The sequence below is a fragment of the Actinopolymorpha alba DSM 45243 genome, from assembly GCF_000373925.1.
GTDB classification, from domain to species: Bacteria; Actinomycetota; Actinomycetes; order Propionibacteriales; family Actinopolymorphaceae; genus Actinopolymorpha; species Actinopolymorpha alba.
Window position 1 is genome coordinate 23,134 of record NZ_KB892763.1, and the last position, 22,520, is coordinate 45,653.

General features: G+C 69.4%; 19 protein-coding genes. 14 read left to right on the plus strand and 5 right to left on the minus strand.

Features of this window, described 5'->3' with window-relative positions; all coding sequences use genetic code 11:
- Positions 1 to 72 precede the first annotated feature (72 nt).
- The 3 genes from B141_RS0121145 (at position 73) to B141_RS0121155 (ending at position 3,267) form a co-directional block, all read left to right on the plus strand.
- A complete protein-coding gene (locus B141_RS0121145) occupies positions 73 to 1,059 on the plus strand; it encodes an ROK family protein (RefSeq protein WP_157181171.1) in 987 nt (328 codons plus the stop codon).
- A 131-nt stretch (positions 1,060 to 1,190) separates the two neighbouring features.
- Positions 1,191 to 2,270, plus strand: a complete 1,080-nt coding sequence (locus B141_RS41870) for an AI-2E family transporter (protein ID WP_020577181.1) — start codon at positions 1,191 to 1,193, stop codon at positions 2,268 to 2,270.
- Positions 2,271 to 2,343: 73 nt separating this feature from the next.
- Positions 2,344 to 3,267, plus strand: coding sequence for a sulfotransferase (locus B141_RS0121155; protein ID WP_202805861.1), 924 nt, complete (start codon positions 2,344 to 2,346; stop codon positions 3,265 to 3,267).
- A 468-nt stretch (positions 3,268 to 3,735) separates the two neighbouring features.
- Here B141_RS0121155 and B141_RS0121160 read toward each other — a convergent pair whose 3' ends face one another.
- The 3 genes from B141_RS0121160 to B141_RS0121170 form a co-directional block, all read right to left on the minus strand.
- Positions 3,736 to 5,340: an MDR family MFS transporter gene (locus B141_RS0121160; RefSeq protein ID WP_020577183.1), complete on the minus strand. Its 1,605-nt coding sequence runs from the start codon at positions 5,338 to 5,340 to the stop codon at positions 3,736 to 3,738.
- A 154-nt stretch (positions 5,341 to 5,494) separates the two neighbouring features.
- Positions 5,495 to 5,980 (minus strand): MarR family winged helix-turn-helix transcriptional regulator, encoded by a 486-nt coding sequence (locus tag B141_RS41875; RefSeq protein ID WP_020577184.1) that lies wholly within the window; start codon positions 5,978 to 5,980, stop codon positions 5,495 to 5,497.
- 97 nt (positions 5,981 to 6,077) lie between these two features.
- The gene (locus B141_RS0121170; RefSeq protein ID WP_063828643.1) at positions 6,078 to 7,445 is read right to left on the minus strand and encodes a cytochrome P450; all 1,368 of its coding nucleotides are present in this window, start codon (positions 7,443 to 7,445) and stop codon (positions 6,078 to 6,080) included.
- Positions 7,446 to 7,505: 60 nt separating this feature from the next.
- On the opposite strand from B141_RS0121170, the gene ilvA reads away from it, so the two are divergent.
- The 3 genes from ilvA to B141_RS0121185 all read left to right on the plus strand — a co-directional run bounded on the left by ilvA (position 7,506) and on the right by B141_RS0121185 (position 10,286).
- Positions 7,506 to 8,762 (plus strand): threonine ammonia-lyase, encoded by a 1,257-nt coding sequence (gene ilvA / locus B141_RS0121175; protein ID WP_020577186.1) that lies wholly within the window; start codon positions 7,506 to 7,508, stop codon positions 8,760 to 8,762.
- 64 nt (positions 8,763 to 8,826) lie between these two features.
- Positions 8,827 to 9,840: a hypothetical protein gene (locus tag B141_RS45925; protein WP_020577187.1), complete on the plus strand. Its 1,014-nt coding sequence runs from the start codon at positions 8,827 to 8,829 to the stop codon at positions 9,838 to 9,840.
- Positions 9,837 to 10,286: a DUF2089 domain-containing protein gene (locus B141_RS0121185; protein WP_020577188.1), complete on the plus strand. Its 450-nt coding sequence runs from the start codon at positions 9,837 to 9,839 to the stop codon at positions 10,284 to 10,286. The genes B141_RS45925 and B141_RS0121185 overlap by 4 nt, the downstream gene beginning before the upstream one ends.
- A gap of 198 nt (positions 10,287 to 10,484) precedes the next feature.
- On the opposite strand, the gene greA is transcribed toward B141_RS0121185, so the two are convergent.
- Positions 10,485 to 10,994 carry a transcription elongation factor GreA gene (gene greA, locus B141_RS0121190; protein WP_020577189.1) on the minus strand — a complete coding sequence of 170 codons (510 nt, stop codon included), beginning with the start codon at positions 10,992 to 10,994 and terminating at the stop codon, positions 10,485 to 10,487.
- Between the two features lie 286 nt (positions 10,995 to 11,280).
- On the opposite strand from greA, the gene mca reads away from it, so the two are divergent.
- From mca to B141_RS41890, 3 genes are all read left to right on the plus strand, one after another.
- Entirely contained in the window at positions 11,281 to 12,180 is a 900-nt protein-coding gene (gene mca, locus B141_RS0121195; RefSeq protein ID WP_051114147.1) for a mycothiol conjugate amidase Mca, read from the plus strand.
- Positions 12,181 to 12,276: 96 nt separating this feature from the next.
- Entirely contained in the window at positions 12,277 to 12,555 is a 279-nt protein-coding gene (locus tag B141_RS41885; RefSeq protein WP_157181172.1) for a hypothetical protein, read from the plus strand.
- Between the two features lie 244 nt (positions 12,556 to 12,799).
- Complete coding sequence (locus tag B141_RS41890; protein WP_051114143.1) at positions 12,800 to 14,311, plus strand: MFS transporter; 1,512 nt, start codon at positions 12,800 to 12,802, stop codon at positions 14,309 to 14,311.
- Positions 14,312 to 14,320: 9 nt separating this feature from the next.
- Here B141_RS41890 and B141_RS45930 read toward each other — a convergent pair whose 3' ends face one another.
- The gene (locus tag B141_RS45930) at positions 14,321 to 15,178 is read right to left on the minus strand and encodes a maleylpyruvate isomerase family mycothiol-dependent enzyme (RefSeq protein WP_020577193.1); all 858 of its coding nucleotides are present in this window, start codon (positions 15,176 to 15,178) and stop codon (positions 14,321 to 14,323) included.
- A 243-nt stretch (positions 15,179 to 15,421) separates the two neighbouring features.
- Between B141_RS45930 and B141_RS0121215 the strand changes: the two genes are divergently transcribed.
- From B141_RS0121215 to polX, 5 genes are all read left to right on the plus strand, one after another.
- Complete coding sequence (locus B141_RS0121215; protein ID WP_026257435.1) at positions 15,422 to 16,084, plus strand: uracil-DNA glycosylase; 663 nt, start codon at positions 15,422 to 15,424, stop codon at positions 16,082 to 16,084.
- 128 nt (positions 16,085 to 16,212) lie between these two features.
- The gene (locus B141_RS0121220) at positions 16,213 to 17,916 is read left to right on the plus strand and encodes a PHP domain-containing protein (protein WP_020577195.1); all 1,704 of its coding nucleotides are present in this window, start codon (positions 16,213 to 16,215) and stop codon (positions 17,914 to 17,916) included.
- Positions 17,913 to 18,563: a hypothetical protein gene (locus B141_RS0121225; protein ID WP_020577196.1), complete on the plus strand. Its 651-nt coding sequence runs from the start codon at positions 17,913 to 17,915 to the stop codon at positions 18,561 to 18,563. Before B141_RS0121220 ends, B141_RS0121225 begins: the two co-directional genes overlap by 4 nt.
- 295 nt (positions 18,564 to 18,858) lie before the next feature.
- Positions 18,859 to 20,760 (plus strand): penicillin-binding transpeptidase domain-containing protein, encoded by a 1,902-nt coding sequence (locus tag B141_RS0121230; RefSeq protein WP_169512952.1) that lies wholly within the window; start codon positions 18,859 to 18,861, stop codon positions 20,758 to 20,760.
- Positions 20,761 to 20,789: 29 nt separating this feature from the next.
- Positions 20,790 to 22,514, plus strand: a complete 1,725-nt coding sequence (polX, locus tag B141_RS0121235; protein WP_020577198.1) for a DNA polymerase/3'-5' exonuclease PolX — start codon at positions 20,790 to 20,792, stop codon at positions 22,512 to 22,514.
- Positions 22,515 to 22,520: the final 6 nt, after the last annotated feature.

Consider the following 22,520-nt stretch of genomic DNA (forward strand, 5'->3'; position numbering starts at 1 on the left):
CCGCCGGATCAACATCCACACAGTGTCGTCCTCATGACCGGCGTTTGTGCACGACAGTGCAAGATGCCTTTCATGACCGACGAAGCTGCCGGCCGTCTGGCCACCCGATCCGATGCTCCTGTCCTCGCCGTCGACATCGGCGGTACGAAGCTCGCCGCCGGTCTGGTGGCTGCCGACGGACAGGTGCTGGTCAGCGATCGGGCACTCACCACCCTTGGCCCTGACGACGACGGCGACGCGATCTGGGAACGCCTGCACGCCTTGTGCGAACGCGTCCTGGACGCCGTTGGCCGGCCAGCCATCCAGGGCGTTGGGGTGGGATGCAGCGGACCCATGCGCTGGCCCGAGGGTGCGGTGTCGCCGGTCAACCTGCCTGCCTGGCGTGACTTCCCGCTTCGCCAGCGGCTGATCGAGGCCTATCCCGGCGTACCCGTCCGCGTACACAACGACGCGGTGGCCGTCGTCGTCGCGGAGAACTGGCGCGGCGCCGGCGAGGGTGTCAGCAACATGCTGGGGATGGTCGTGTCGACAGGTGTCGGAGGCGGGCTCATCCTGGGCGGCCGGCTCATCGACGGCGCCAGCGGGAACGCCGGCCACGTCGGACATATGGTCGCCGATCCGAACGGACCTCCCTGCGGGTGCGGCGGGATCGGCTGTGTCGAGGCGATCGCCCGCGGTCCCGAGCTCGCGGCCTGGGCGCGCGCGCAGGGCTGGCGTTCGGAGGTGACGGAAGCCGCGACGACGAAGGAGCTTGCCGAGGACGCCCGGGCGGGAGACAAGATCGCGCTCCAGGCGTTCGAGCGCGCGGGCTGGGCGCTCGGTGTCGGCATCGCTTCCTCCATCGCGCTGTGCGACGTCGGCCTGATCGTCGTCGGCGGAGGGGTCTCACAGGTGGGTGACCTGTTGTTCGAGCCGCTCGAGCGTCACCTGCGTACGTACGCGCGGATGGGGTTCACCCAGAACGCGCGCGTCGTGCGGGCGACTTTGGACCAGAACGCCGGACTCGTCGGGGCCTCCGCCTTCATCCTGGCCGGCGATCGCTACTGGTCCGCCGACTGACCGGCGATCCTGCGGGGTAAGAGCCGGGCGTGGTCACCCCCCACCGTGGCACACGCCGAGCGCCCCGGTGGCCGGCCAGCCTTCGGCGGGCAAGGCTGGTCCGTGATGCTGTCACCGAGCAGGAAGCACGGGTGCCGATTCCCTATGGCATCCGCGTGGCCACCGAGTGGTCATGGCGACTGCTGATCATCGCGGCGGCCATCGCCGTCCTGGCGTACATCCTGGTCCAGATCCAGGTGGTCGTCATCCCGGTGTTCGTCGCGCTGCTGGCCACCGCCCTGCTCCTGCCCGCGGTGGACGGGCTCACCCGGCTCGGGGTACGTCGCGGCCTGGCCTCGGCGCTCACCCTGGTGGGTGTCCTCCTCTTCGTCGGGGGTCTGCTGGCGTTGGCGGGGCAACAGATCGCCACCGGCTTCCAGGACCTCTACCAACAGGTGGTCACCGGGGTCGAGAAGGTGCGGGCCTGGCTCGTCCATGGACCGCTGCACATCTCCGAACGCCAGATCGACAGCGCGTTCGCCAGCGTGCAGCGGGCGATCGGCAGGATCCAGATCACGCAGGGCGTGTTGTTCGTCGGAACGACGGTGAGCCACGTCGTCGCGGGCTTCTTCGTCGCGTTGTTCGCGACGTACTTCATGCTCTACCAGGGCGAGCGGATCTGGGGCTGGACGGTCCGGCTGTTTCCGCGCCGGGCACGCACGGAGGTGGACTCGTCCGGCCGGCGGGGGTTCGGGTCACTGGAGGCGTTCGTGCGGGCCACCCTGATCGTGGCGCTCGTCGACTCCGTGGGAATCACCATCGTCGCGCTGATCCTGCGGGTACCCCTGGCGTTCCCGATCGGGGTACTGGTGTTCCTCGGTGCGTTCGTACCCATCGTCGGATCCCTGATCGCCGGATCGGTCGCGGTCATCGTGGCGCTGGTCGCGCACGGACCTGTGGTGGGTGCGTTGATGCTCGGCGGCGTCATCCTGGTCCAGCAACTGGAGGCGCACGTACTCCAGCCGTTCCTGCTGGGGCGGCTGGTGAAGCTCCATCCGCTGGCGGTCATCCTGGCGATCACCGCCGGCGCCTACCTCGGGGGGATCGCGGGGGCGTTGTTCGCCGTCCCGACCGTCGCGGTCGTGAACGGTGTCGTCCAGCACCTCGCCGACGAACGCGCCGCCGCGGCGGCGGCCGCGGCTCGGCCGTCGGCGCGGCGGCGGAGCCGGTGAAGATGACGACCAACGGCCCCAGAGCGCGCGTTCGGCCCATGAATCCATCGGCTGCGTAGTAGCTTGCCTGCTTGTGGAAGACTTTCGCCTGGTCTTCGTCGGGGGGATGGGGCGCTCAGGCTCGACCCTGATCGAGCGTCTGCTTGGCGAGCTGCCGGGGATGTGCGCCGTGGGCGAACTCGTTCACCTGTGGCGGCGCGGTCTGGTCGACGACGAGTCCTGCGGGTGCGGCGCGGCGTTCAGTGGGTGCGCGTTCTGGAAGGACGTCGGAGTCGAGGCGTTCGGTGGCTGGGACCGCCTGGACCCGCACGAGATCCTCGACCTCAAGGCCTCGGTGGACCGTACGCGGTTCATCCCGAACCTCCTCGCCCGCGAACTCCCCGACGAACTCGCCAGCCGGGTCGAGCGCTACACCGAGTTGTACGACCGGCTGTACGCCGCGATCGCCCGGGTGAGTGGCCAGCCGACCGTGGTCGACGCCAGCAAGCACGCCTCGCTCGCCGCCTGCCTCCGGCACCGCTACGGAGACCGCATGCGGATCCTTCACGTCGTACGCGATCCTCGCGCGGTCGCACACTCGTGGTCCAGACGCGTACCCCGGCCGGATGCGACGGGGACCAGCCCAGAACAGGAGATGGCCCGCTACTCACCGGCCCGGGCGTCAGTGCAGTGGACCGCCGAGAACGTCGTACCGGCGCTGCTCGCCCGCCGCGGCGTGCCGACGATGCGGGTGCGCTACGAGGACTTCGTCGCCGAGCCGCTGCGGATGTTCCAGGAGATCGCTGGTTTCGTGGGGCACCGCGGGGAGGTTCCGATCGGTGCGGACGGGACCGCCCATCTGTGGAGCGGGCACGCGGTGTCGGGCAACCCGATGCGGTTCTCCTCTGGTCCGGTGACGGTCCGCGAGGACACCGCCTGGCGGGAGGGATTCGCGTACCGGCACCAACTGCTCGTGTCCGCGCTCACGGTCCCGACCCGGTGGCGCTTCGGCTACTGACCCTCTGCTAGTTCTGGGGGTCCTGCTGGTTCTGGGGGCGCGGCTGGCTCTGCTAGCTCTGGGGGCTCTGGGGAATTCCCTCGCCGGACTGCTCGCAGGCTCCCTTGACGTCTCGTCGAGGGAATTCCCCAGAGCCTTTGCCGGGTTCCTGGCGTCTCCGGACCGAACCGGCGATAGCTTCGGAGAAGTTGAAGATCAACTTGCGGAAAACGCCCACGATCCGCGCGAAGCGTGGGCCACTTCCCCGAAATGATCTTGAATCAGCGCAGGCGTCTGGATGTTGAGACAGGGGGCAGTGCGTTCAAGGATGGGGAAGGATTTCAGTCATATAGCGACGACAATCCTTCCCCATCATGACCTGCCGCTCGCGACCTCTAAGCCTCTAAGGCGAAGTGGCCCGCGCTCCTTGCGGAACGCGGGCCACTCTCCGACTTGATCATGGTCCGGCATGACGGCCGGGATCGTCTGCTAGTGCGGCGCTGAGGGGGCCAGGTCCGCTTCTGTCGTACCTCCCGGTGCCGTCCCACCCTGTCCGGTGGCGAGCGGTAGCTCCTTCAGGAAGAACGCCACCACGAACGCGGCCACCACGAACGGCACGCCGGCGAGGAACACGTCGTGAAGCGAGCGTACGAACGCCTCGACGACCGGCGCCTTGAGGTCGGGCGGGAGGTTCTGGATGGCCGTGACGTTCTGGGTCGCGCCGGCGGGGAGGTGTGCCGCCGCGCCAGCGGGCAGGACCTCGGTGAGGTGGGTGCTGAGCCGGCTGGTGAGGATGGCCCCGAACAACGCCGTACCGATGGCACCGCCCATCGTCCGGAAGAACGTCACCGCACTGGTGGCCGTGCCCATGTCGCTGAAGTGCACGGAGTTCTGGACGGCGGTCATGATGGTCTGCATCGTGAGCCCGAGGCCGAAGCCGACGATGTACTGATACGCGCCCACGGTCCACATCGACGAGTCGGCGTGAAGCTGCGACAGCAGCCAGACGCCGATGGCGATCACCGCGGCACCGATGATCGGGTAGATCTTGTAGCGGCCGTTACGGGTGATGAGCTGGCCCGCGCCGATCGACGAGGTGAAGATGCCGAGGACGGCCGGGAGCATCGCGAGTCCGGACGCCGTGGGCGACATGCCCTTGACCACCTGCAGGTAGATCGGCAGGTAGATGATCGTGCCGAACATCGCGAACCCCGCGAGCAGGCCGTAGATGTTGCTGACCGTGAAGACCGAGTTGCGGAACAACCGCGGCGGCAGGATCGGCTCGGCGGCCCGCGACTCGATGAAGACGAACAACCCGGTCAGTACGACGCTCGCGCCGAGAAGCAGCAGGGAGCCCGCTTCTGTCCAGCCGTACGACTCGCCCCGCCAGGACAGGTAGAGCAGCAGGCAGGACACGGCGGCGACGATGGTGGCGGCGCCGAGGTAGTCGATGCGGTGGTTACGCCGGACCAGCGGCATCCGCAACGCGTACGACGTCACGATGAGGGCCGCGACGCCGATCGGCAGGTTGATCCAGAAGATCCAGCGCCAGCCCGGCCCGTCGGTGAACCAGCCGCCGAGCAGGGGACCCGCGACGCTCGAGACGCCGAACACCGCCGCGAAGTAGCCCTGGTACCTCCCGCGTTCGCGGGGCGGGATGATGTCGCCGATGATCGCGAAGGCGAGGGCCATCAGGCCGCCGCCACCGAGACCCTGGATGGCCCGGAACGCCACGAGCTCGACCATGTTCTGGGAGAGCGCGGCGAGGACCGAACCCACGATGAACGTGCCGATCGCCGCCTGGAAGATCGGTCGGCGGCCGTAGAGGTCGGAGATCTTGCCCCACAGCGGGGTGGAGGCCGTCGAGGTGAGGAGGTACGCGGTGACGACCCAGGACAGCTTGTCGAGGCCGCCGAGGTCACTCACGATCCTGGGAAGGGCGGTACCGACGATGCTCTGGTCGAGGGCGGCGAGGAGCATGCCCGCCATCAGGCCGCCCAGCACGACCAGGATCTGTCGGTGGGAGAGGTAGCCGGGGCCGGTGGGCGTGGTGGAGTTGGGGTCTGCCGTATCTGGCGGTTGGCTTTCGGTCATCGAATGAACTCCAAGACGTTCTTCGTGTGCTGGTGGCACAGGAGAGCCACGGTGAGAGAAGTGCTGCTGGGACCGCCGAGTCCTCGGGCGCTCATGCGCGTCCTCGCTTCGTTGCGGGCGCGCATGAGGCACTTATCGCGCTGTGTTCGCTCGCTCATGAGTCGGAGCGCTTGGGTGCCGAGGGCTTCAGCTCGGTCTCGAGGTCGTCGGCGAGCCGGTTGAGGAGATGTTCGAGAGTGTTGAGGTCGGCCTCGGGCCAGGCCGACAGTGCGGTGGACAGCACCGCGCGGCGGCGGGCGAAGGTGTCGTGCAGAACCTTCCGGCCGGATTCGGTGACGGACAGGAGCGCGGCGCGTTTGTCGGCGGGATCCGCGGCGCGCTCCAGGTGTCCGGAGACTTCGAGTGCGCGGACGTGTCGGCTGACCGTGGAGATGTCGAGCTGGACCTGCGCGGCCAGGTCGGACAGCCGCAACGGCCCGGTGCAGTTGACGTTGTAGAGGACGTACTGCAGGGCCGGCTCGATCGGCGCGTCGTGGGCCCGCTTGATCAGCCTGAGCATGCGCATCAACGTGACGAGGAGCGCCTCGGAGGTGTCCCGGGGGGTCCCCTGCGGGTCCTGGGTCGCGCTGACTGCTTGCATCCCGCAAGTATATGCGCTTGGTTGGGTCATGCAACTATTACCGTTCGCGCCAGTCTGGCTGCGATCCGTGCCCGCTGCTGCGGTCTCTGGCGGGTTTTCAACGCCGCGCGCGGAGACGCATCCGCATGCCGTACTTCTGGCGCAGGGTTACGGCGGGCAGCGGCTCGACCTTCTGGCCGGGGGCGAGTTCGGGATCCCAGTGCCGGGCCAGCGTGGCGAGGACCAGCACTCCCTCCATCCACGCGAATGCCAGACCGACACAGATCCGTGCGCCCAGACCGAACGGCAGGTACGCCCCGCGTGGTTGCCCTGGCACGGCCTCGTCGTACCGCCCGTCGGGTCCGATCCACCGCCGCGGCGCGAACTCCAGCGGCGCTGCCCAGAACCTCCCGTCCCGGTGGAGCACCCACTGGCTCGCCACACAGAGCGACCCGGCGGGCAGGGTCCAGCCGTCCAGCTCCACCTCCGTGAGGGTGCGACGGCCGAGGATCCAGGACGGCGGGTAGAGGCGCATGGCCTCGGCGAACACCGCGCGGGTCCGCGGCAGCCGGTCCAGATCGGCGTACGACGGAACGCCGTCCAGCCGGGTGTCCAACTCCTCGTGCAGCCAGCGGGCCACCTCCGGATGCTCAGACAGCAGCCACCACGTCCAGGTGAGCGCGGTCGCGGTGGTCTCATGCCCGGCGAGGAGCAAGGTCATGACCTCGTCGCGGACCTGCGTGTCGTCGTCCAGGTGAGCGAGCAGCGTGGACAGGAGATCCGGACCGGGTGGTGCGGCCCGGCGGCGTTCGATCAGCTCCCGGACGAGCCGGTCGAGCCGGTCGATCGCGGCGAACATCCGGGCCCGCCCCGGCGTCGGGATCCGCAGCAGCAGATCCGCGCCGGGCAGCAGGTGCCGCTGGAACCCACCCAGCAGGGCCGCGAGCGCCTCGGCGACCCGTGCCGTCTCCTCGCGCAGGTCCGACCCGAACAACGCCCGACCCACCACGGTGAGGGTGAGTCCGGACATCTCCCGGGCGAGGTCGAGTACCTCACCGTCCCGCCAGCGGGTGTCGTACGCGCGGGCGGTCGCCACCATGTCGTCGGCGTATGCCGCGATGCGGTCACCGTGGAGGGCGGGCTGGATGAGGCGCCGTTGTGTGCGATGGCGTTCGCCCTCGCTGGTGAGGAGACCGTCGCCGAGCAGCATGCGGATGCGTTCGAGCGCCCGACCCTTCCGGAGCGCCCGCCCGCGGGCGACGAACAGCTCCTGCACCAACTCCGGATGGCCGAGGACGTAGACGTGTTCGCGGCCGAGCCGGAGATGGGCGAGCCGGGGATGGTCGCGGACGATGCCCTCGAAGTACGCCGTCGGATCGCGCCGGGCAACGATGCCGGCGTAGAGGAGACTGCCGCGCGGTCCGGGCGGCCGGGCAACTGGTCGGGCCACTCCTGAACGGCGCCCGGCGGTCGGCGTACCTTCCATATCCCGTTTCTACGCCGGGCGGCGCCGAGGGGACAGCGGGATGGGTGTCAGACTGCGGACATGACCGGATCGACCTCCTCAGAAGGATCGAGGAGTAAGCCCCTCGATCTCGCGCAACTGCTGGCCGACATCGAGGGCGCCGCGAAGCAACTCCAGGGCGTTGCGCGGGTGACTCCAATGGTGAGCTCGGGCTGGCTGTCCGATCGGGTCGGTGGGCCCATGTACCTGAAGTGCGAAAACCTCCAGCGTTCGGGTTCGTTCAAGATCCGGGGCGCCTACGTCCGAATCGCCCGGTTGTCGGCGGCTGAGCGGGCGCGTGGAGTGGTCGCGGCGAGTGCGGGCAACCACGCCCAGGGTGTAGCGCTGGCGGCGAGCCTCCTCGGCACCCGGTCCACGGTGTTCATGCCGATCGGAGCGCCGATCCCCAAGGAGGAGGCCACCCGGTCGTACGGCGCTGACGTGCGGTTCGCCGGGCACACGGTTGACGAGGCGCTGATCGCCGCGAAGGAGTACGCCGAACGCACCGGCGCGGTCTTCATCCACCCGTTCGACCACCCCGACGTCGTCGCGGGACAGGGAACGCTCGGCCTGGAGATCCTCGACCAGTGCCCGGATGTCGGCACGGTCCTCGTCGCGGTCGGCGGGGGTGGGTTGGCCGCTGGGATCGCCGCCGCTTTCGCCGGGCGTGGCTCGCGGGCTCGGGTCGTCGGCGTGCAGGCGGCCGGAGCCGCGGCGTACCCCGCCTCCCTCGCCGCCGGCCATCCGGTCGCGCTGGAGCGGATGGCGACGATGGCGGACGGGATCGCCGTGGGCCGTCCGGGTGCGACGCCGTTCGAGCTGGTCCAGGAGTACGTCGCCGACGTCGTGACCGTCTCGGAGGAGTCGCTGTCGCGTTCCCTCCTGCTCCTGCTGGAACGCGCGAAGCTCCTGGTCGAGCCCGCGGGCGCGGCCGGTGTGGCCGCGGCGCTGGACGCCGGGCGGGAGGCCTTCGAGCCGCCGATCGTCGCGGTGCTCTCCGGCGGCAACATCGACCCGCTGTTGTTGATGCGGGTCCTCCGGCACGGCATGGCGGCGGCCGGGAGGTACCTCTCCTTCCGGGTACGCGTGCCCGACCAGCCCGGTGGCCTCGCGGCCCTCCTGGGCGAGCTCGCCTCCGCCGACGCGAACGTGCTGGACGTCGTACATGAACGCACCTCCTCCCACCTGCACGTCGGCGAGGTCGAGGTGTCGCTCCAGGTCGAGACGCGGGGCAAGCAGCACCGGGAGGAGATACTCGCTCGCCTCCGCAAGGCGGAGTACCCCATCGTACTTTCGTAAGTCATTTTGATGATCTATAAAGATCGCCTTGACATTCTTGCCGAGTGGGAGGTGAAATCGACCTATGACTGAGAACACATCCCCCCATTCCGATCCCTCGTCGCGGTCTGACCCCTGGGCCGAGGCCACCGACTCGGTGGCGGCGCACGCGCGCGCCGATGAGGAAGCTGCCCGCGCGGACGAAGCCGCTGCTCGGGCAGACGAGGAAGCCGCTCGGGCCGATGAAGCCGCCGGCCGAGCGGACGAGCAGGCCGCTCGGGCAGACGAGCACCGCGCGCGCGAGGAGTCCGTCCGCCGGATCCTCGCCGATGTCGCGGCCGGCCGGATCTCTCCCGAGGACGCCGCCGCCAAACTCGAGCAGGCACGCGCCGGCGCCCCCACTCCGTCCGCGGCTGACACCGAGACATCAGGCGCGCGCACCGCGACGGAGACCAGTCCCGCGACGGCCACGACGTCCCGCCTGCGGGTCCGTGCCGTCGGGCGCCGGGTCCGCATCATCGGCGAGCCGTTCGTCTCCACGGTCGCCGTCGACGGTCCGCACGTCGTACGTCAGGAGGGCAACACGCTGGTCGTCACCAGCGAGGGCGAGTTCGGGGCGTCGCTGGACGGGTTCACGCTGATGCGGAGCCGATCGCTGCGCGATGTGCAGGAGCGGGTCTTCGATCTGGGGCGTGAGCTGTCCGTACGCGTCAACCCGAACCTCATCGTCGAGGTCGAGGTGACCGCCGGCAGCGTGACCGCCGAGCGCCTGCCCGGGCTCGAGCAGGTCCGCGTCACCGCCGGGTCGGCCCGGGTCCGCGACGTCGAGGGACCAATCGACGTACTCGTCCAGGCGGGTTCCGCGCAGGTCGAGGGCAAGATCATCAAGGGTCGGTCGAGGCTGCGGGCGGAGTCGGGTTCGATGCAGCTCCGGTTGCTGCCGGGCTCGAGCGTCCGGATCCGCCCTGACGTCCAGCTTGGCCGGGTTCAGTGGGAGCCGCCGGGCAAGGACCGCGAGGAGCACATCGTCGGCGATGGTGACGGCATCCTGAGCCTCGAGGTCGTCATGGGGACCGCCACCGTCAAGGAGGCTCCGTGAGGTCCTACGGTCCGGACGGGGCCGGGGACGCCGGCGGGTCGCGGTACCCCGCGTACCGCCCGCCGAGCGACTGCCCGGTCTGTGGCGCGGGCTTGCAGGTCACCCGGCTCGGCTGCGGCTCGTGCGGGAGCGAGCTGTCAGGGGTCTTCGAGTCGTGTGGGTTCTGCGGACTGACCGACGCGGAGCGGGAGCTGCTCCGGGTGTTCCTCGTCTCGCGGGGCAACATGCGCGAGGTGGAGCGGCATCTTGGCGTCAGCTATCCGACCGCTCGACAGAGGTACGCCGACCTGCTGGCGAAGCTTGGTCTGGAGAATTCCCCCGGTCCGCAGGGCGCCGAGCCGGCTCCTCCGGAGTCGCAGCCGACCCGGGAAGAGGTGCTGGCCATGCTCGCCCGAGGCGAGATCGGCGTGGACGCGGCCGCTGACCAGCTCCGGATCGTCGGGTAGGCGCGTACCGCCGCACCGGCGGAGGCTCTTTGAGAACCTCATCGCCGGGTTTGGGTCGGAACGCTTTGGGTCGGGGGCACCCTTGTAGGCCTCTATTGGCCAGGGGTGCCCCGACCCAAAAAAGTGAGGGCCCCCTGGCACAGGAGGTGGCCAGGGGTGCCTCGACGCGGATGCCCGACGGTGTGCGGGCGCGAAGGCTCAGGCGCCGAACGGCACCGCGTCGACGATCTCGACGGTCACGCTCCGCCCGTTGGGAGCGGCGTAGGTGGCCCTGTCGCCCTTCCGCTTGTTGCTGATGGCAGCGCCCAGCGGCGACTGCGGGGAGTAGACCTCGATGTCGACGGACTCGTCGAGGGCGAGGAGCTCCCGCGAGCCGAGCACGAATGTCTCGGTGTCATCGTCGCCCTCGAAGCGGATCGTGACCTTCATGCCGGGTTCGACGATGCCGTCGTCCGGCGGCGTGTCACCCACCCGGGCACGGCGGAGCATGTCCTGGAGTTTGCGGATCTGCGCCTCGGTCTTGCCCTGTTCTTCCTTGGCCGCGTGGTATCCGCCGTTCTCCCGAAGATCACCCTCGTCGCGGGCTTCGCCGATCCGTCGGGCAAGTTCCGCGCGCACGGGACCCGTGAGATGGTCAAGCTCCGCCTTGAGCCGGTCGTAGGCGTCCTGGGTGAGCCAGATGACGTTCTCGTCGGTCGATTGCGTCACGGTGATGTGCTCCTTGCTCGTGTGGACAGTTCGCCGGTCCGGAATGCCGGGATGTGGCTTCGGCGTTTCGGAGCGTGTCCGGAACTGTACGGACTGAACTATGAGGCTAACAACGCTGAACCCGATTCGGCCATCCCGGGCCGAGCGGCGTCAAGGCGTTAACCAGCCGGTGTGAGGTCTGTCGGTGCCGTCAGCCACCATGGTGGCGGCAATCTTCGCCGTGACCGGAGCGAGACCAGAGGAGAAGACTACGGTGCAGTCCACCGCACCCGAGCCGCTACGCCTCATGCATGTGCATGCCCACCCCGACGACGAGTCGAGCAAGGGCGCCGCCACCACAGCGCGGTACGTCGCGGAGGGCGTCGAGGTCCTCGTCGTCACGTGTACGGGTGGCGAGCGCGGCTCGATCCTCAACCCCAACATGGATCGCCCCGACGTCCTCGCGAACCTCGCCGAGATCCGTCGCCAGGAGATGGATCGTGCCCGCGAGATCCTCGGGATCTCGCAGGTGTGGCTCGGCTTCGTGGATTCGGGCTTCCCCGAAGGCGACGAGCCCGGCCCGCTTCCCGAGGGCTGCTTCGCCGCCACGCCGGTGGAGGTGGCCGCGGCCCCGCTGGTCAAGGTCATGCGGGAGTTCCGCCCGCACGTCGTGACGACGTACGACGAAAACGGTGGATATCCGCACCCGGACCACATCATGACCCACACCGTGACGATCGCGGCCTGGGAAGCCGCGGGTGACCCTGACGCCTATCCCGAGGCCGGCGAGCCGTGGCACCCGCTCAAGCTCTATTACCACCACACGTTCCACCGCGAGCGCATCCAGGCGATGCACGACGAGATGGTCCGTCGTGGCCTGGAGTCGCCCTACGCCGAGCGGCTCGCCGAGTGGAAGCCCGACCCCGCGCACGCGGCGCGGATCACCACGCGGGTTCCGTGCGCCGAGTATTTCGCGGTCCGCGACAAGGCGTTGCTCGCGCACGCGACGCAGATCGACCCCGAGGGCCCGTGGTTCGCCTGCCCGCTCGACGTCCACATGACCGCCTGGCCGACTGAGGACTACGAACTCGCCCGCAGCCTGGTTGAGAGCGGGCTTCCCGAAGTCGACCTGTTCGCCGGACTTCGAAGCCCCGCCGGGCCCGGAGACGCGATCGAGTCCACCAGGGCGGCCGGCACCCACTCCTAGCGCCGCGGCGGGGCGGCGCCGAGTTCGTTCGTACGGCGGCGCAGGATAGACGTAGCGTTCCCACAACCAGAAAGGTCTGGCGTCGAGGTGCTGGCGATGTTGTTGCCGCTCACCGGAGGGGCGTCCGCGCCCGTCGACCCCACGAAGTGGGTGGGTCCTGGCCTGCTCGGGTTCGTCGTCATCGCCGGGATCGGCGTGGCGATGGTGCTGCTGTGGCGCAATATGAACAAACAGCTGCGCAAGGTGCGGTTCGAGGAGCCGTCCGCGAAGCGATCCGTGAGGCCGTCGGCTGAGCCGGGCGCCGAGGCGGAGCCACCTGGCGATGGCGATGCCGCCGACGGCGGATCCGGAGGCGCTGGCCCCGAGCCAAGGTGACGCCGGTCGCCCGTCCGTAGTCACGGTGACGCCGGTCGCCCGAACGGAGCCGACCCTGGTCCCGAGCCATCGATCTCGCGTGACCTGTCCCGTGATCGTGATCATGAAGCCGAAAGGGGCCATGCGTCCCGCGGACTTTCATGATCACGATCATGATCACGGAAGCGGCGCTAATGTCACGGTGACGTCATGGTTTGCCCCGGCGAGGCTTGATCGTTGATCCAATTGACGTCATAGTGACGTCATGACGACGACGGTTGACCATGCGCGGCGAGTGGGCGGCGTACAGGCATGGATCGACTCCTTCCGGCCTCTCCGGCAGCGGAACTTCCTGCTCGTCTGGTGCGCCGGCCTGATCTCGCTGGCCGGCGACTGGATGCTCAGGGTGGCCCTGCCGATCCTGGTGCTCGAGCGCACCGGCTCGGTGACCGCGACCAGCGGCGTCGTCATCGCTGGCGTACTCCCGACCCTGCTCTTCGGGTCGCTCGCGGGCGTGTTCGTCGATCGGTGGGACCGGCGAAAGGTCATGCTCGTCACCAGCCTCGCCCAGGCGCTCGTCGTCCTACCGCTGGTCGCGGTCAGCGGCGCTGACACGATCTGGGTGGTGTACGCGGTCGCATTCACGGCTGCGAGCCTGTCGCAGTTCTTCAGCCCGGCCGAGGCGGCGTTGCTGCCCTTGCTGGTCCGCGACGCGCAGTTGGTCGCGGCCAACGCGCTGAACGCCGTCAACAACAACCTCGCCCGCCTGGTCGGCCCTGCGCTTGGTGGCCTCCTCGCGGCGTGGGCGGGGCTCGCGGCGGTGGCCTACGTCGACGCGGTCACCTTCGTGGTGGCGGCTGGACTGCTCGCGCTGGTTCGCGGCCGATTCGTCGCGGCCTCTGCCGAACAGGCGCCAGAACCCGACGTTCAGCAATCGGACGTTCAGCAGTCGGACGTTCAGCGGTCGGGGATTGGCCCGTCCGGCCTCGGACGGGCGACCGCCGCCGTCAGGACGGAGTTCGTCGCGGGACTCGCGTTCGTCCGCCGTTCCAGGGTGCTGCTCGTCATCATTTCGGTGTTCACGGCCACGTCGATCGGTGAGGGCATCATGGGTGTGCTCTTCCCGGCCTATGTCAAGGAAGGCTTGCGGGGCGGCGTCACCGAGGTCGGCTGGCTGATGTCAGCCCAGGCCGTCGGGGGTGTGATCGGTGGGCTGGTGGCAGGTTGGTTCGGGTCCCGCTTCTCCAAGGTCCGCATTCTCTGTGTGGGGTCGGTGATCTTCGGTGTCATCGACATCGTGCTCTTCACCTATCCACTGGTGTGGCCGGTGTTCTGGCCGGCTGTGCTGCTCATGGTCCTGGTGGGGATTCCGGGCGTCGTCATCTCCGCGGCCGCGATGGCGGAGATCCAGGCCGCGGCGTCCGATGTGTTCCGTGGCCGGGTGTTCGCCGTCGCGGGAACGTCGATGGGCTTCGCGGCGATGCTCGGTGCGGGTCTTGCAGGTACGTTCGGCGACCAGCTGGGCCCGATGGTGATGCTCGTCGTGCAGGGCGCGGGCTTTGTCGTGGCGGGTGCCGCGATGGGGATCCTCTTGGGTGGTCGCGCGGGCGGTCGGCGTACGCCTAACCAGGAGCCCACCGCGGCCGAGCAACGCACACCAGCAGAGGAACGCACACCAGCAGAGGAACGCACACCAGGAGAGGAACGCACACCAGGAGAGGAACGCACGCCAGCGGCCGACGGCGCGCCGTTCCCCGCAACGGTCTCTGGCGGCTGAGGCGTGACGTCAGGGCGTGAGCTTTGAACCGAGCAGGCGCGCGACGACCTCCGCGTCTCCCTCGACGGTGAGCGCGGCGCCGGCGCGCTGGGGGTGGTCCCCACCGTAGTTGGGTGCGGCATCCAGCTCAGGGACCTGCCGCTTCCACAGAGTCAGGAGGAGTCCGGCGGCAGTTCCACGGATCGTCGCGGCCGCCTGCGCGGCAGTGCTCTCCGGGATCAGCGGCCCGTCCGCGGTAGGCGGGACGGAAGCGGCGTCGCCTGAGGTGGTGCCGGCGTCGGCGGCTGGCGGCCGCAGGAGCCAGCGCTCCGCACGGTCAGCGCAGGCGAGGAGCACTGGTGCCGCGAGGTCCGGTGCACCGAACCGCTGCGTCGCCCGCGGCAGCATCACGTCCAGCACCTCGTTGATCCCGTCCACCGCCAGGTCCGCGTCGTAGGCGGCGTCAAGGCCGAGCGCGAGTTCGGCGTCCACCCGATGGACGGCCGTTTCGTGGAACTGCCGGCGGGACCAGAACCGCGCGGTCGTGTACGCCGGGTGGAAGGTCCAGGTGGGCTGATCCGGATCCGTGGCCGCGAGCACGTCGAGCAGCCGGGCGGCGTGCCCGGCGTACCACGTCGCGGGATCGTCTCCGTCGGCCAGATCGACCGTCGGGTGCGTGGGCCCCCGGCCGGTCACCACGATGGCGGTCGCCCACTGGTGAACGCCGCCGAGGTGATCGACCAGGTCCCGGAGAGTCCAGCCGGGACACGCGGCGACGGGTGCGGAGGGCGGCCCGCCGGCGACCGTGGTGCGGAAGGCGTCAGCCTGCTCGCGCAGGCGGGCCTGGTAGAAGGCGGGTTGATAGGCGCTGTGCGGAAGGTCTGTCATCGCCGCTCAACCCTACGGTGGCGGACCCGGTTGGTGAAGCGGCCGGCCCGGACACGCCTCAGCCGCCGTCACCGCTGGCGTACGCACCACTAGCATGGCGGGTCTGTTCCACGACAGACGGCAGTCCATCGGGCACCGGAGGTAGACGTGACCGACCTCGCCAACGCGGCCGCACCGGCGACGGCGGCAGAACCAACCGAACGCGCCGACGGCACCCAGGACGGTTCGGCGGCCCGCCGGCCCCTGAGCGAGATCGTGGACGGCGGATGGGCGCAGGCGCTCCAACCCGTCGAAGACCGTATCGCCACGATGGGGGACTTCCTCCGCGAGGAGATCGCGGCCGGTCGGGCGTACCTCCCGGCGGGTCCGAACGTCCTCCGCGCCTTCCACCAGCCCTTCGAGCGGGTACGCGTGCTCATCGTGGGGCAGGACCCCTATCCAACGCCGGGCCACCCGATCGGCCTGAGCTTCTCGGTCGCGCCTGAGGTACGCCCGATCCCGCGGAGCCTGCAGAACATCTACCGCGAGTACGCCGCGGACCTCGGGCATCCGCTTCCCTCCAATGGTGACCTGTCGCCGTGGTCGGACCGCGGGATCCTGCTGCTCAACCGTTCACTCACCGTCGAGCCCGGCCGGCCGGCCTCGCACCGGGGCAAGGGCTGGGAGCAGGTCACCGACCAGGCCATCCGCGCTCTCGTGGCGCGGGGCACGCCGCTGGTGGCGATCCTGTGGGGCCGCGACGCCCAAGGGCTGCGGCCGTTGCTGGGTTCGGTTCCGTGCATCGAGTCGGCGCACCCGAGCCCGATGTCGGCCGACCGCGGGTTCTTCGGTTCGCGGCCGTTCAGCCGGGCCAACGCGCTGCTGGTCGAGCAGGGTGCCGAACCCGTCGACTGGCAGCTGTCGTAGGTGCGATCGTTCACCTGGTGTTCGGGTAACCCCACTCGTCGGGCGGGCCTGACATTCACTCGTCCCCTCCAACATGGCTGGTGCGGGGGTGCTGACCCTGTCGTACGTCCAGGAGGGACTGCCCACAGATGGGCCACCATCACCCGCATGGCCACGGTCACGGCCACCACAGCCACGACGAGGCGTCGATCGAACCCTCGCAGGTTCTCGACTCCGAAATCCCTGACAGCGAACTCGCGCCGGCCGACGTGTCCCGGCGTTCGCTCCTGCGCGGCGCCGGCCTGCTGGGCGCCGGCGCGGCCGCCAGTGTCCTCGGCTCGGCGACGACGCCCGCGCCCGCGGCGGCCGCGCCGGACACCAGCGGTGTCGCGCGCAAGGGCGGCTACCTGTGGCTGGCCGGCGACCACCACATCCACACGCAGTACAGCCCGGACGGGGTGTACCGGGTCATCGACCAGGTCCGGCACGCGAACGCCTATGGTCTGGACTGGATGGTCATCACCGACCACGGCACCGTGCAGCACGCCAAGATCGGGGTCGAGAAGGTCAACCCCGACATCCGTAACGCCCGGGACGAGATCCGGGACACCCTTGTTTTCCAGGGCCTTGAGTGGAACATCCCCGGTGCCGAGCACGGCACCGTCTTCGTTCACCCGGGCAAGAACGAGGTGGGCGTCCTCAGGCAGTTCGAGAACGACTACGACGGCACCGTCAAGAACGCGAAGGAGGGTACGCCCGCCAACGAGGCGCTCGCCATCGCCGGCCTGAACTTCCTCGCCGACGCCGTACGCCGTAAGCAGGTGGAGGACGCGATGTTCTTCGCCAACCACCCGGCCCGGCAGGGCATCGACTCCCCGCACGAGATCCGCGGCTGGCGGGACGCTGCGCCCCGCATCGCGCTCGGGTTCGAGGGCGCGCCTGGCCACCAGGCCGCTGGTCTTCCGAAGCCGCTCGGCCCGGGTTCGGGTCGGGGCTCCTACAACGCCAGCCCGGGTACGCAGTCGTTCCCCGGTTATCCGTTGGAGAGCTACCGCACCTGGGGCGGCTTCGACTGGATGACCGCCACCGTCGGCGGGCTCTGGGACAGCCTGCTCGCCGAGGGCAAGCCGTGGTGGATCACCGCCAACTCCGACTGCCACTCGGTGTACGCCGACACCGCCACCCGCGGACCCGGCAGCGACTTCAACAACAACGGCTTCTACAACGACCCCGTGTACGGCGGTGCGATCAACACCGGCAACAACGACTACTGGCCGGGCTTCTACAGCCGGACCAACGTGGGCTCGAGCGCCGCGACGTACGCCGCGGTGATGGCGGGCCTGCGGGCTGGACGCGTGTGGGTCGACCACGGCCGACTGATCAACGGGATCGACGCGCAGGTGCGCCCCTCGTCGGGCGGCCCGGGCGTGACCCTCGGCGGTGTGCTCCAGGTCAAGCGCGGCACGAAGGTCCAGCTGGACGTCACGGTTGACCTCGCCACCACGCCGAACTGGGCGCAGTTCGTTGCCAAGCTGGCCCGCGTCGACGTCATCCAGGGCGACGTCACCGGTTCGGTGAAGGACCGCGACACCCTGACCGCGCCGAACACCAAGGTGGTCAAGTCGTACGAAGTGACCGCCGGCAAGACGTCCCTGCGCTTCACCTACGACCTGGGTGCGGTCGACGGGCCGGTCTACCTTCGCCTCCGGGGCACCGACGGCAACCGGTCCGCGGCCGGCTACCACGGCGCGGACGTCGACCCGCACGGTCCGGGTATGGACGTCGTAGGCGACGCCGACCCGTGGATCGACCTGTGGTTCTACACCAACCCCATCTGGGTTCTCACGCAGTGACGACCCGCACCATGACCGTGCTCGGTATCGATGCCGGGTCCACCACGGTCCGTGCCGCCGAGCACCTCCTCCAGCGCGTGCTGGGGGAGGTGCTCGGCGCCGCCCCAGAACGCTTCGCCTGCACGCATGTCGTCCGCGGCGATCACCCACACGCCGCGCTGTCAGTGACAGTGGACGCTGCCGAGCTTGGCCTGGTCGAGCCGGTCGCGCCGGGCGCGCCGGGCGAACTGCGCGAGCCGGGGGCTGACGGCGGCCTCGCAGCACTGTCGAACCGCCTGGGGATCGCCGAGCTTGGCCTCGCCTGGCAACACGAGCGGTATGGCCCGCCGTCGTTGGCCGCGGGTGCGGCGTTCACCGCCGGAGAGCTGGCGGCCCGGTCGACCGGCCGGGCAGTGGTGTTCCCGGGGGTGGACGCCCTGGTGGGAACGCTGACGGTCCGCGAGGTACTGGCCCGGTCCGCCGTCGACGAGATCGTTGTCGTCGGTGGCCCGCCCGCGACACTGGACGACGCCGTTGATACGCGGGACTTCGTCCGCCCAGAGTGGCGGGACGGCCGCTTGGTACTCGCGGTGACGCCGGCCGGTGGTGGCGTACTAGCGCCGTTCGAGGTGCCCAACCCCACCGCGTGCTGCGCCGACCACGCCTAGAGACGAGTCGCGACCTCTTATTCAAACCTCGCCGCCGGACGGTCTCACATCCACCGTCCTCCAGGAAAACCGGGAAGACTTTAGGGGGTCATAGCACCCCGGAATCTCCACGATCACAGATGGCGTGCCCTCTGGGCCTCCGGCCGGGCAAGGACGAACGCGTTGTAGCGAAGGGCATCGCCCAACGTGGCGATCACTGTACGTTGGTGATCCTGCGCGCGCGAGATGTCGGGCCTTTGTGCTGTACTCCCTGCGTCGTCGCAGACCGAGTCGGGGGATGATCATGAAGCGCCGGATGGCCGTCAGATGGACGTTCGTGGTTGTTGGTGCGCTCGCCGCCGCGGCATGTGCCGGACCCGATGGCCCGCCGAAGGAAGCGAGCGACGCAGCGCAGGCGTTCGCCCGCGCGTGGTCCGCCGGCAAGGCCAGCACTGCGGTTGACAGTCGTACGTCCAAAGTGGCCAAGGCGACGCTCGCCGAGGTCACCACCGAGTTGGTGATCCGGCGCACGACGGTGCGGACGCGGGGTGAGCTGACCTGTCTCGACGGCGACCAGGCCGACCAGCTCAACGACGGCCGCAGGGTCTGCCGGCAAGGGATCGCTGTCTCCCACGACCTTGCCGGGCTCGGCACCTGGCGCTACGCCTCGACCGCTGAGGTCCGCGAAGACAGCGAGGGCCGCTGGAAGGTCTGGTGGGCGCCGGCGACGTTCCATCCCCAGCTCACGGACGCGACCAAGCTCGACCGCACCCGAGAGCTTCCGGAGCGCGCGCCCATCCTCGACCAGCAGGGCGAGCCGCTCACGCAGGAGCTTCCGGTCGTTCGGGTGGGTGTGGAGCCAGGCAAGGTGCGGCCGGAGGTGACGTACTCCCGGCTGGCCTCGGTGCTGGGCATCGATCCCGGCAAGCTCCGCAGCCGCGCCGAGGCCGCTCCTCCCACGCAGTTCGTCGACGTCATCACGCTGCGGGAGGGCGCGTACGGCGAGATCCGGTCGGCGGTGGAAGGCATTCCCGGTGTGGTGACGCACAAGGACACCATGTCGCTCGCGCCGACCTCGACGTTCGCCCGTGCGGTGCTGGGCGTGGTGGGCCCGGCGACGGCCGAGTCCCTGAAGGACGCTGGACCGCTGGCGATGGAGAGCGACGAGATCGGAACCAGCGGGCTGCAGAAGGCCTACCAATCCCAGCTTGCGGGGACGCCCGGCGGCAGCATCGACGTGGTCGACCGTAAGAGCGGTACAAAGGTGCGCGAGGTCTTCCGGCTGGCGGCGCGGCCGGGGAAGCCGCTCAAGACCACCCTCGACACCTCGCTTCAGGAGGCCGCCGAGAACGCGATCGAGTCCCAGGAGAAGCCGACCGCGCTCGTGGCGGTCCGGGCGAGCACCGGTGAGATCCTCGCGACCGCCAACGGCCCGGGAGTCACGTCGTACAACCGCGCGTTCGTGGGCAAGTACCCACCTGGTTCGACGTTCAAGGTCGTCTCGGTGGCGGCGCTGCTCGAGGGCGGCCTCCAGGTCGACGACCGGGTGTCCTGCCCGGCGGAGACCAACATCGGGGGCAAGCGGTTCAAGAACGCCTACAACACCTCGCTGCCCGACGGCCCGCTCCTCACGGCGTTCGCCCGCTCGTGCAACACCGCGCTCGTCCAACGGGCCGAGACTCTGGAGGGCTCCGCACTGGCCGCGATGGCTGACCGGTTCGGCATCGGCGAGACCTGGAAGCTCGGGCTCCCGGCGTACTCCGGATCCGTCCCCGAGCCCCAGGACCTGGTTGACCGCGCCGCCAGCATGATCGGTCAGGGACGGGTCCTCCTGAGCCCGCTCGGCATGGCGATGGTGGCGGCCACCGTCGACTCCGGACAGCCGCGCACACCCGTGCTGCTGCCTGACGTCGCTCCCGGCCAGAAGGCAGGCGAGGTGCTGCCGGCCGACCTGGGGGACGACCTGCGCACTCTCATGCGGGCGGTCGTCGAGACCGGGTCTGCGAAGGCTCTGGACCTGCCCGGCGCGCAGCCGGTCTTCGCCAAGACGGGCACCGCGGAGTACGGCTCGGAGGACCCACCGCGCACGCACGCCTGGATGATCGGGTTCCGCGGCGACATCGCGTTCGCCGTCGTGATCGAGGACGGTGGCGGCGGCGGTCGCGACGCCGGGCCGGTCGCCCTGAGGTTCCTTCAGGAGTCCAGGTTCGTGCAGTGAGGGCTGGCCGTACCTCCTAGGCTGGACGTATGGCCCGACCAAACGATGAGGTCGGTGCGCTGCTTCAGGAGTACGCCGACCTGGTTGCGATCACCGGCGGCGACGCCTACCGCGCGCGGGTCTACGAGAAGGCCGCACGGTCCGTCGCCGGCTATCACGCGGACGTGTCCACGCTGGATGCTGCCGGGCTCCGGCGGATCCCGAACGTCGGGACGTCCATTGCGGACAAGATCGTGGCATATTTCCGGACTGGCCACATCGATGTGGTCGAGGAACTCCGCGCGAAGATCCCGGCCGGCGTGCGCGAGCTCACCGCGATCCCGACGCTCGGCCCGCGCAAGGCGATGGTGTTGTACGACAAGCGCGGTATTTCTTCCGTGCCCGAGCTCCTGGCCGCGCTCGATGCGGGGAAACTGACGGGTCTCAAGGGGTTTGGTCCCAAGACCGAGGAGAATCTCCGGCACGGCATCGAACTCCTCCAGCAGATCGGCAGCCGCGTCCACATCAATGTGGCGATGGAGGTGGCGGAGGGAATCGTCGCGGAGCTCTCGGCGGTGACCGGATGCGACCGGTGTACGTACGCGGGTTCCCTGCGGCGGATGCGGGAGACGATCGGCGACATCGACATTCTCGCCGCGTCCCGACATCCCCAGCGGCTGATGGAGACGCTGACCCACCTGGACGCTGTGTCGGAGGTCATCGCACACGGCGAGACCAAGACGTCGGTGCGCACCACGCATGGCATGCAGGTCGATCTCAGGGTGGTGCGGCCGGAGGCCTGGGGTGCCGCCCTGCAGTACTTCACCGGATCCAAACCGCACAATGTGCGCACTCGGGAGATCGCGGTCCGGCAGAAGCTGAAGCTGTCGGAGTACGGCCTCTTCGAAGTCGGGAGCGGCAAGCTGATCGTGTCGAAGTCCGAGGACGAGGTTTACGCCCGGCTCGGCCTGCCATGGATTCCGCCGCCACTGCGCGAGGATCGCGGTGAGATCGAGGCGGCGCTCGCGGGCGAGCTTCCGACCCTGGTCACCCAGCGGGACATCCGCGGCGACCTGCACACCCACACGAACCTCACCGACGGCGTGGCCTCACTCGGGGAGATGGTGGCCGCGGCGGCCGCGCGAGGCTATTCGTACTACGCGATCACCGACCACGCGCCGAACCTCTCCATGCAACGCATGACTGACGAAAAGATGCTGGCGCAGCGCGCGGAGGTCCGGGCGCTCGAGGGTCGCTACGGCAAGCTCAGGTTGCTCCACGGCACCGAGCTCAACATCGACCCCGACGGCGAGGTGGACTGGGGGCCGGAGTTCCTTGCTGGCTTCGACATCTGCGTCGCCTCGGTGCACTCGCACTTCACGCAGTCGCGGGACGAGATGACCAAGCGGTTGCTGCGGGCCTGTGAGAATCCGTACGTCAACATCATCGGACACCCGACGGGACGGCTCATCGGCCAGCGCCCGCCGGTGGAGGCCGACCTCGACGCGGTGTTCAAGGCGTGTGCCCGGACGGGTACGGCGCTGGAGGTCAACGCCTTTCCCGATCGCCTTGATCTGAACGACGAATGCGTCCTGCGCGCGAAGCGGTACGGCGTGAAGTTCGCGATTGACACCGACGCGCACGCCGTCGCGCACCTGGACATGCTGAGGTACGGCATCGGCACCGCCCAGCGTGGCTGGCTCACTCGCGACGACGTGATCAACACCTGGCCGCTGCGCCGGCTCAAGGCGTTCCTGCGCAAAGGGCGGTCATAAGGGGCG

Bases quoted from the DNA above. Each gene is read 5' to 3' on its own strand.
- B141_RS0121145 (WP_157181171.1), top strand. From the start codon at position 73: ATGACCGACGAAGCTGCCGGCCGTCTGGCCACCCGATCCGATGCTCCT.
- B141_RS0121160 (WP_020577183.1), bottom strand. From the start codon at position 5,340: ATGACCGAAAGCCAACCGCCAGATACGGCAGACCCCAACTCCACCACG.
- B141_RS41875 (WP_020577184.1), bottom strand. From the start codon at position 5,980: ATGCAAGCAGTCAGCGCGACCCAGGACCCGCAGGGGACCCCCCGGGAC.
- B141_RS0121170 (WP_063828643.1), bottom strand. From the start codon at position 7,445: ATGGAAGGTACGCCGACCGCCGGGCGCCGTTCAGGAGTGGCCCGACCA.
- ilvA (WP_020577186.1), top strand. From the start codon at position 7,506: ATGACCGGATCGACCTCCTCAGAAGGATCGAGGAGTAAGCCCCTCGAT.
- B141_RS45925 (WP_020577187.1), top strand. From the start codon at position 8,827: ATGACTGAGAACACATCCCCCCATTCCGATCCCTCGTCGCGGTCTGAC.
- mca (WP_051114147.1), top strand. From the start codon at position 11,281: ATGCATGTGCATGCCCACCCCGACGACGAGTCGAGCAAGGGCGCCGCC.
- B141_RS41885 (WP_157181172.1), top strand. From the start codon at position 12,277: ATGTTGTTGCCGCTCACCGGAGGGGCGTCCGCGCCCGTCGACCCCACG.
- B141_RS41890 (WP_051114143.1), top strand. From the start codon at position 12,800: ATGACGACGACGGTTGACCATGCGCGGCGAGTGGGCGGCGTACAGGCA.
- B141_RS45930 (WP_020577193.1), bottom strand. From the start codon at position 15,178: ATGACAGACCTTCCGCACAGCGCCTATCAACCCGCCTTCTACCAGGCC.
- B141_RS0121220 (WP_020577195.1), top strand. From the start codon at position 16,213: ATGGGCCACCATCACCCGCATGGCCACGGTCACGGCCACCACAGCCAC.
- B141_RS0121230 (WP_169512952.1), top strand. From the start codon at position 18,859: ATGGCCGTCAGATGGACGTTCGTGGTTGTTGGTGCGCTCGCCGCCGCG.
- polX (WP_020577198.1), top strand. From the start codon at position 20,790: ATGGCCCGACCAAACGATGAGGTCGGTGCGCTGCTTCAGGAGTACGCC.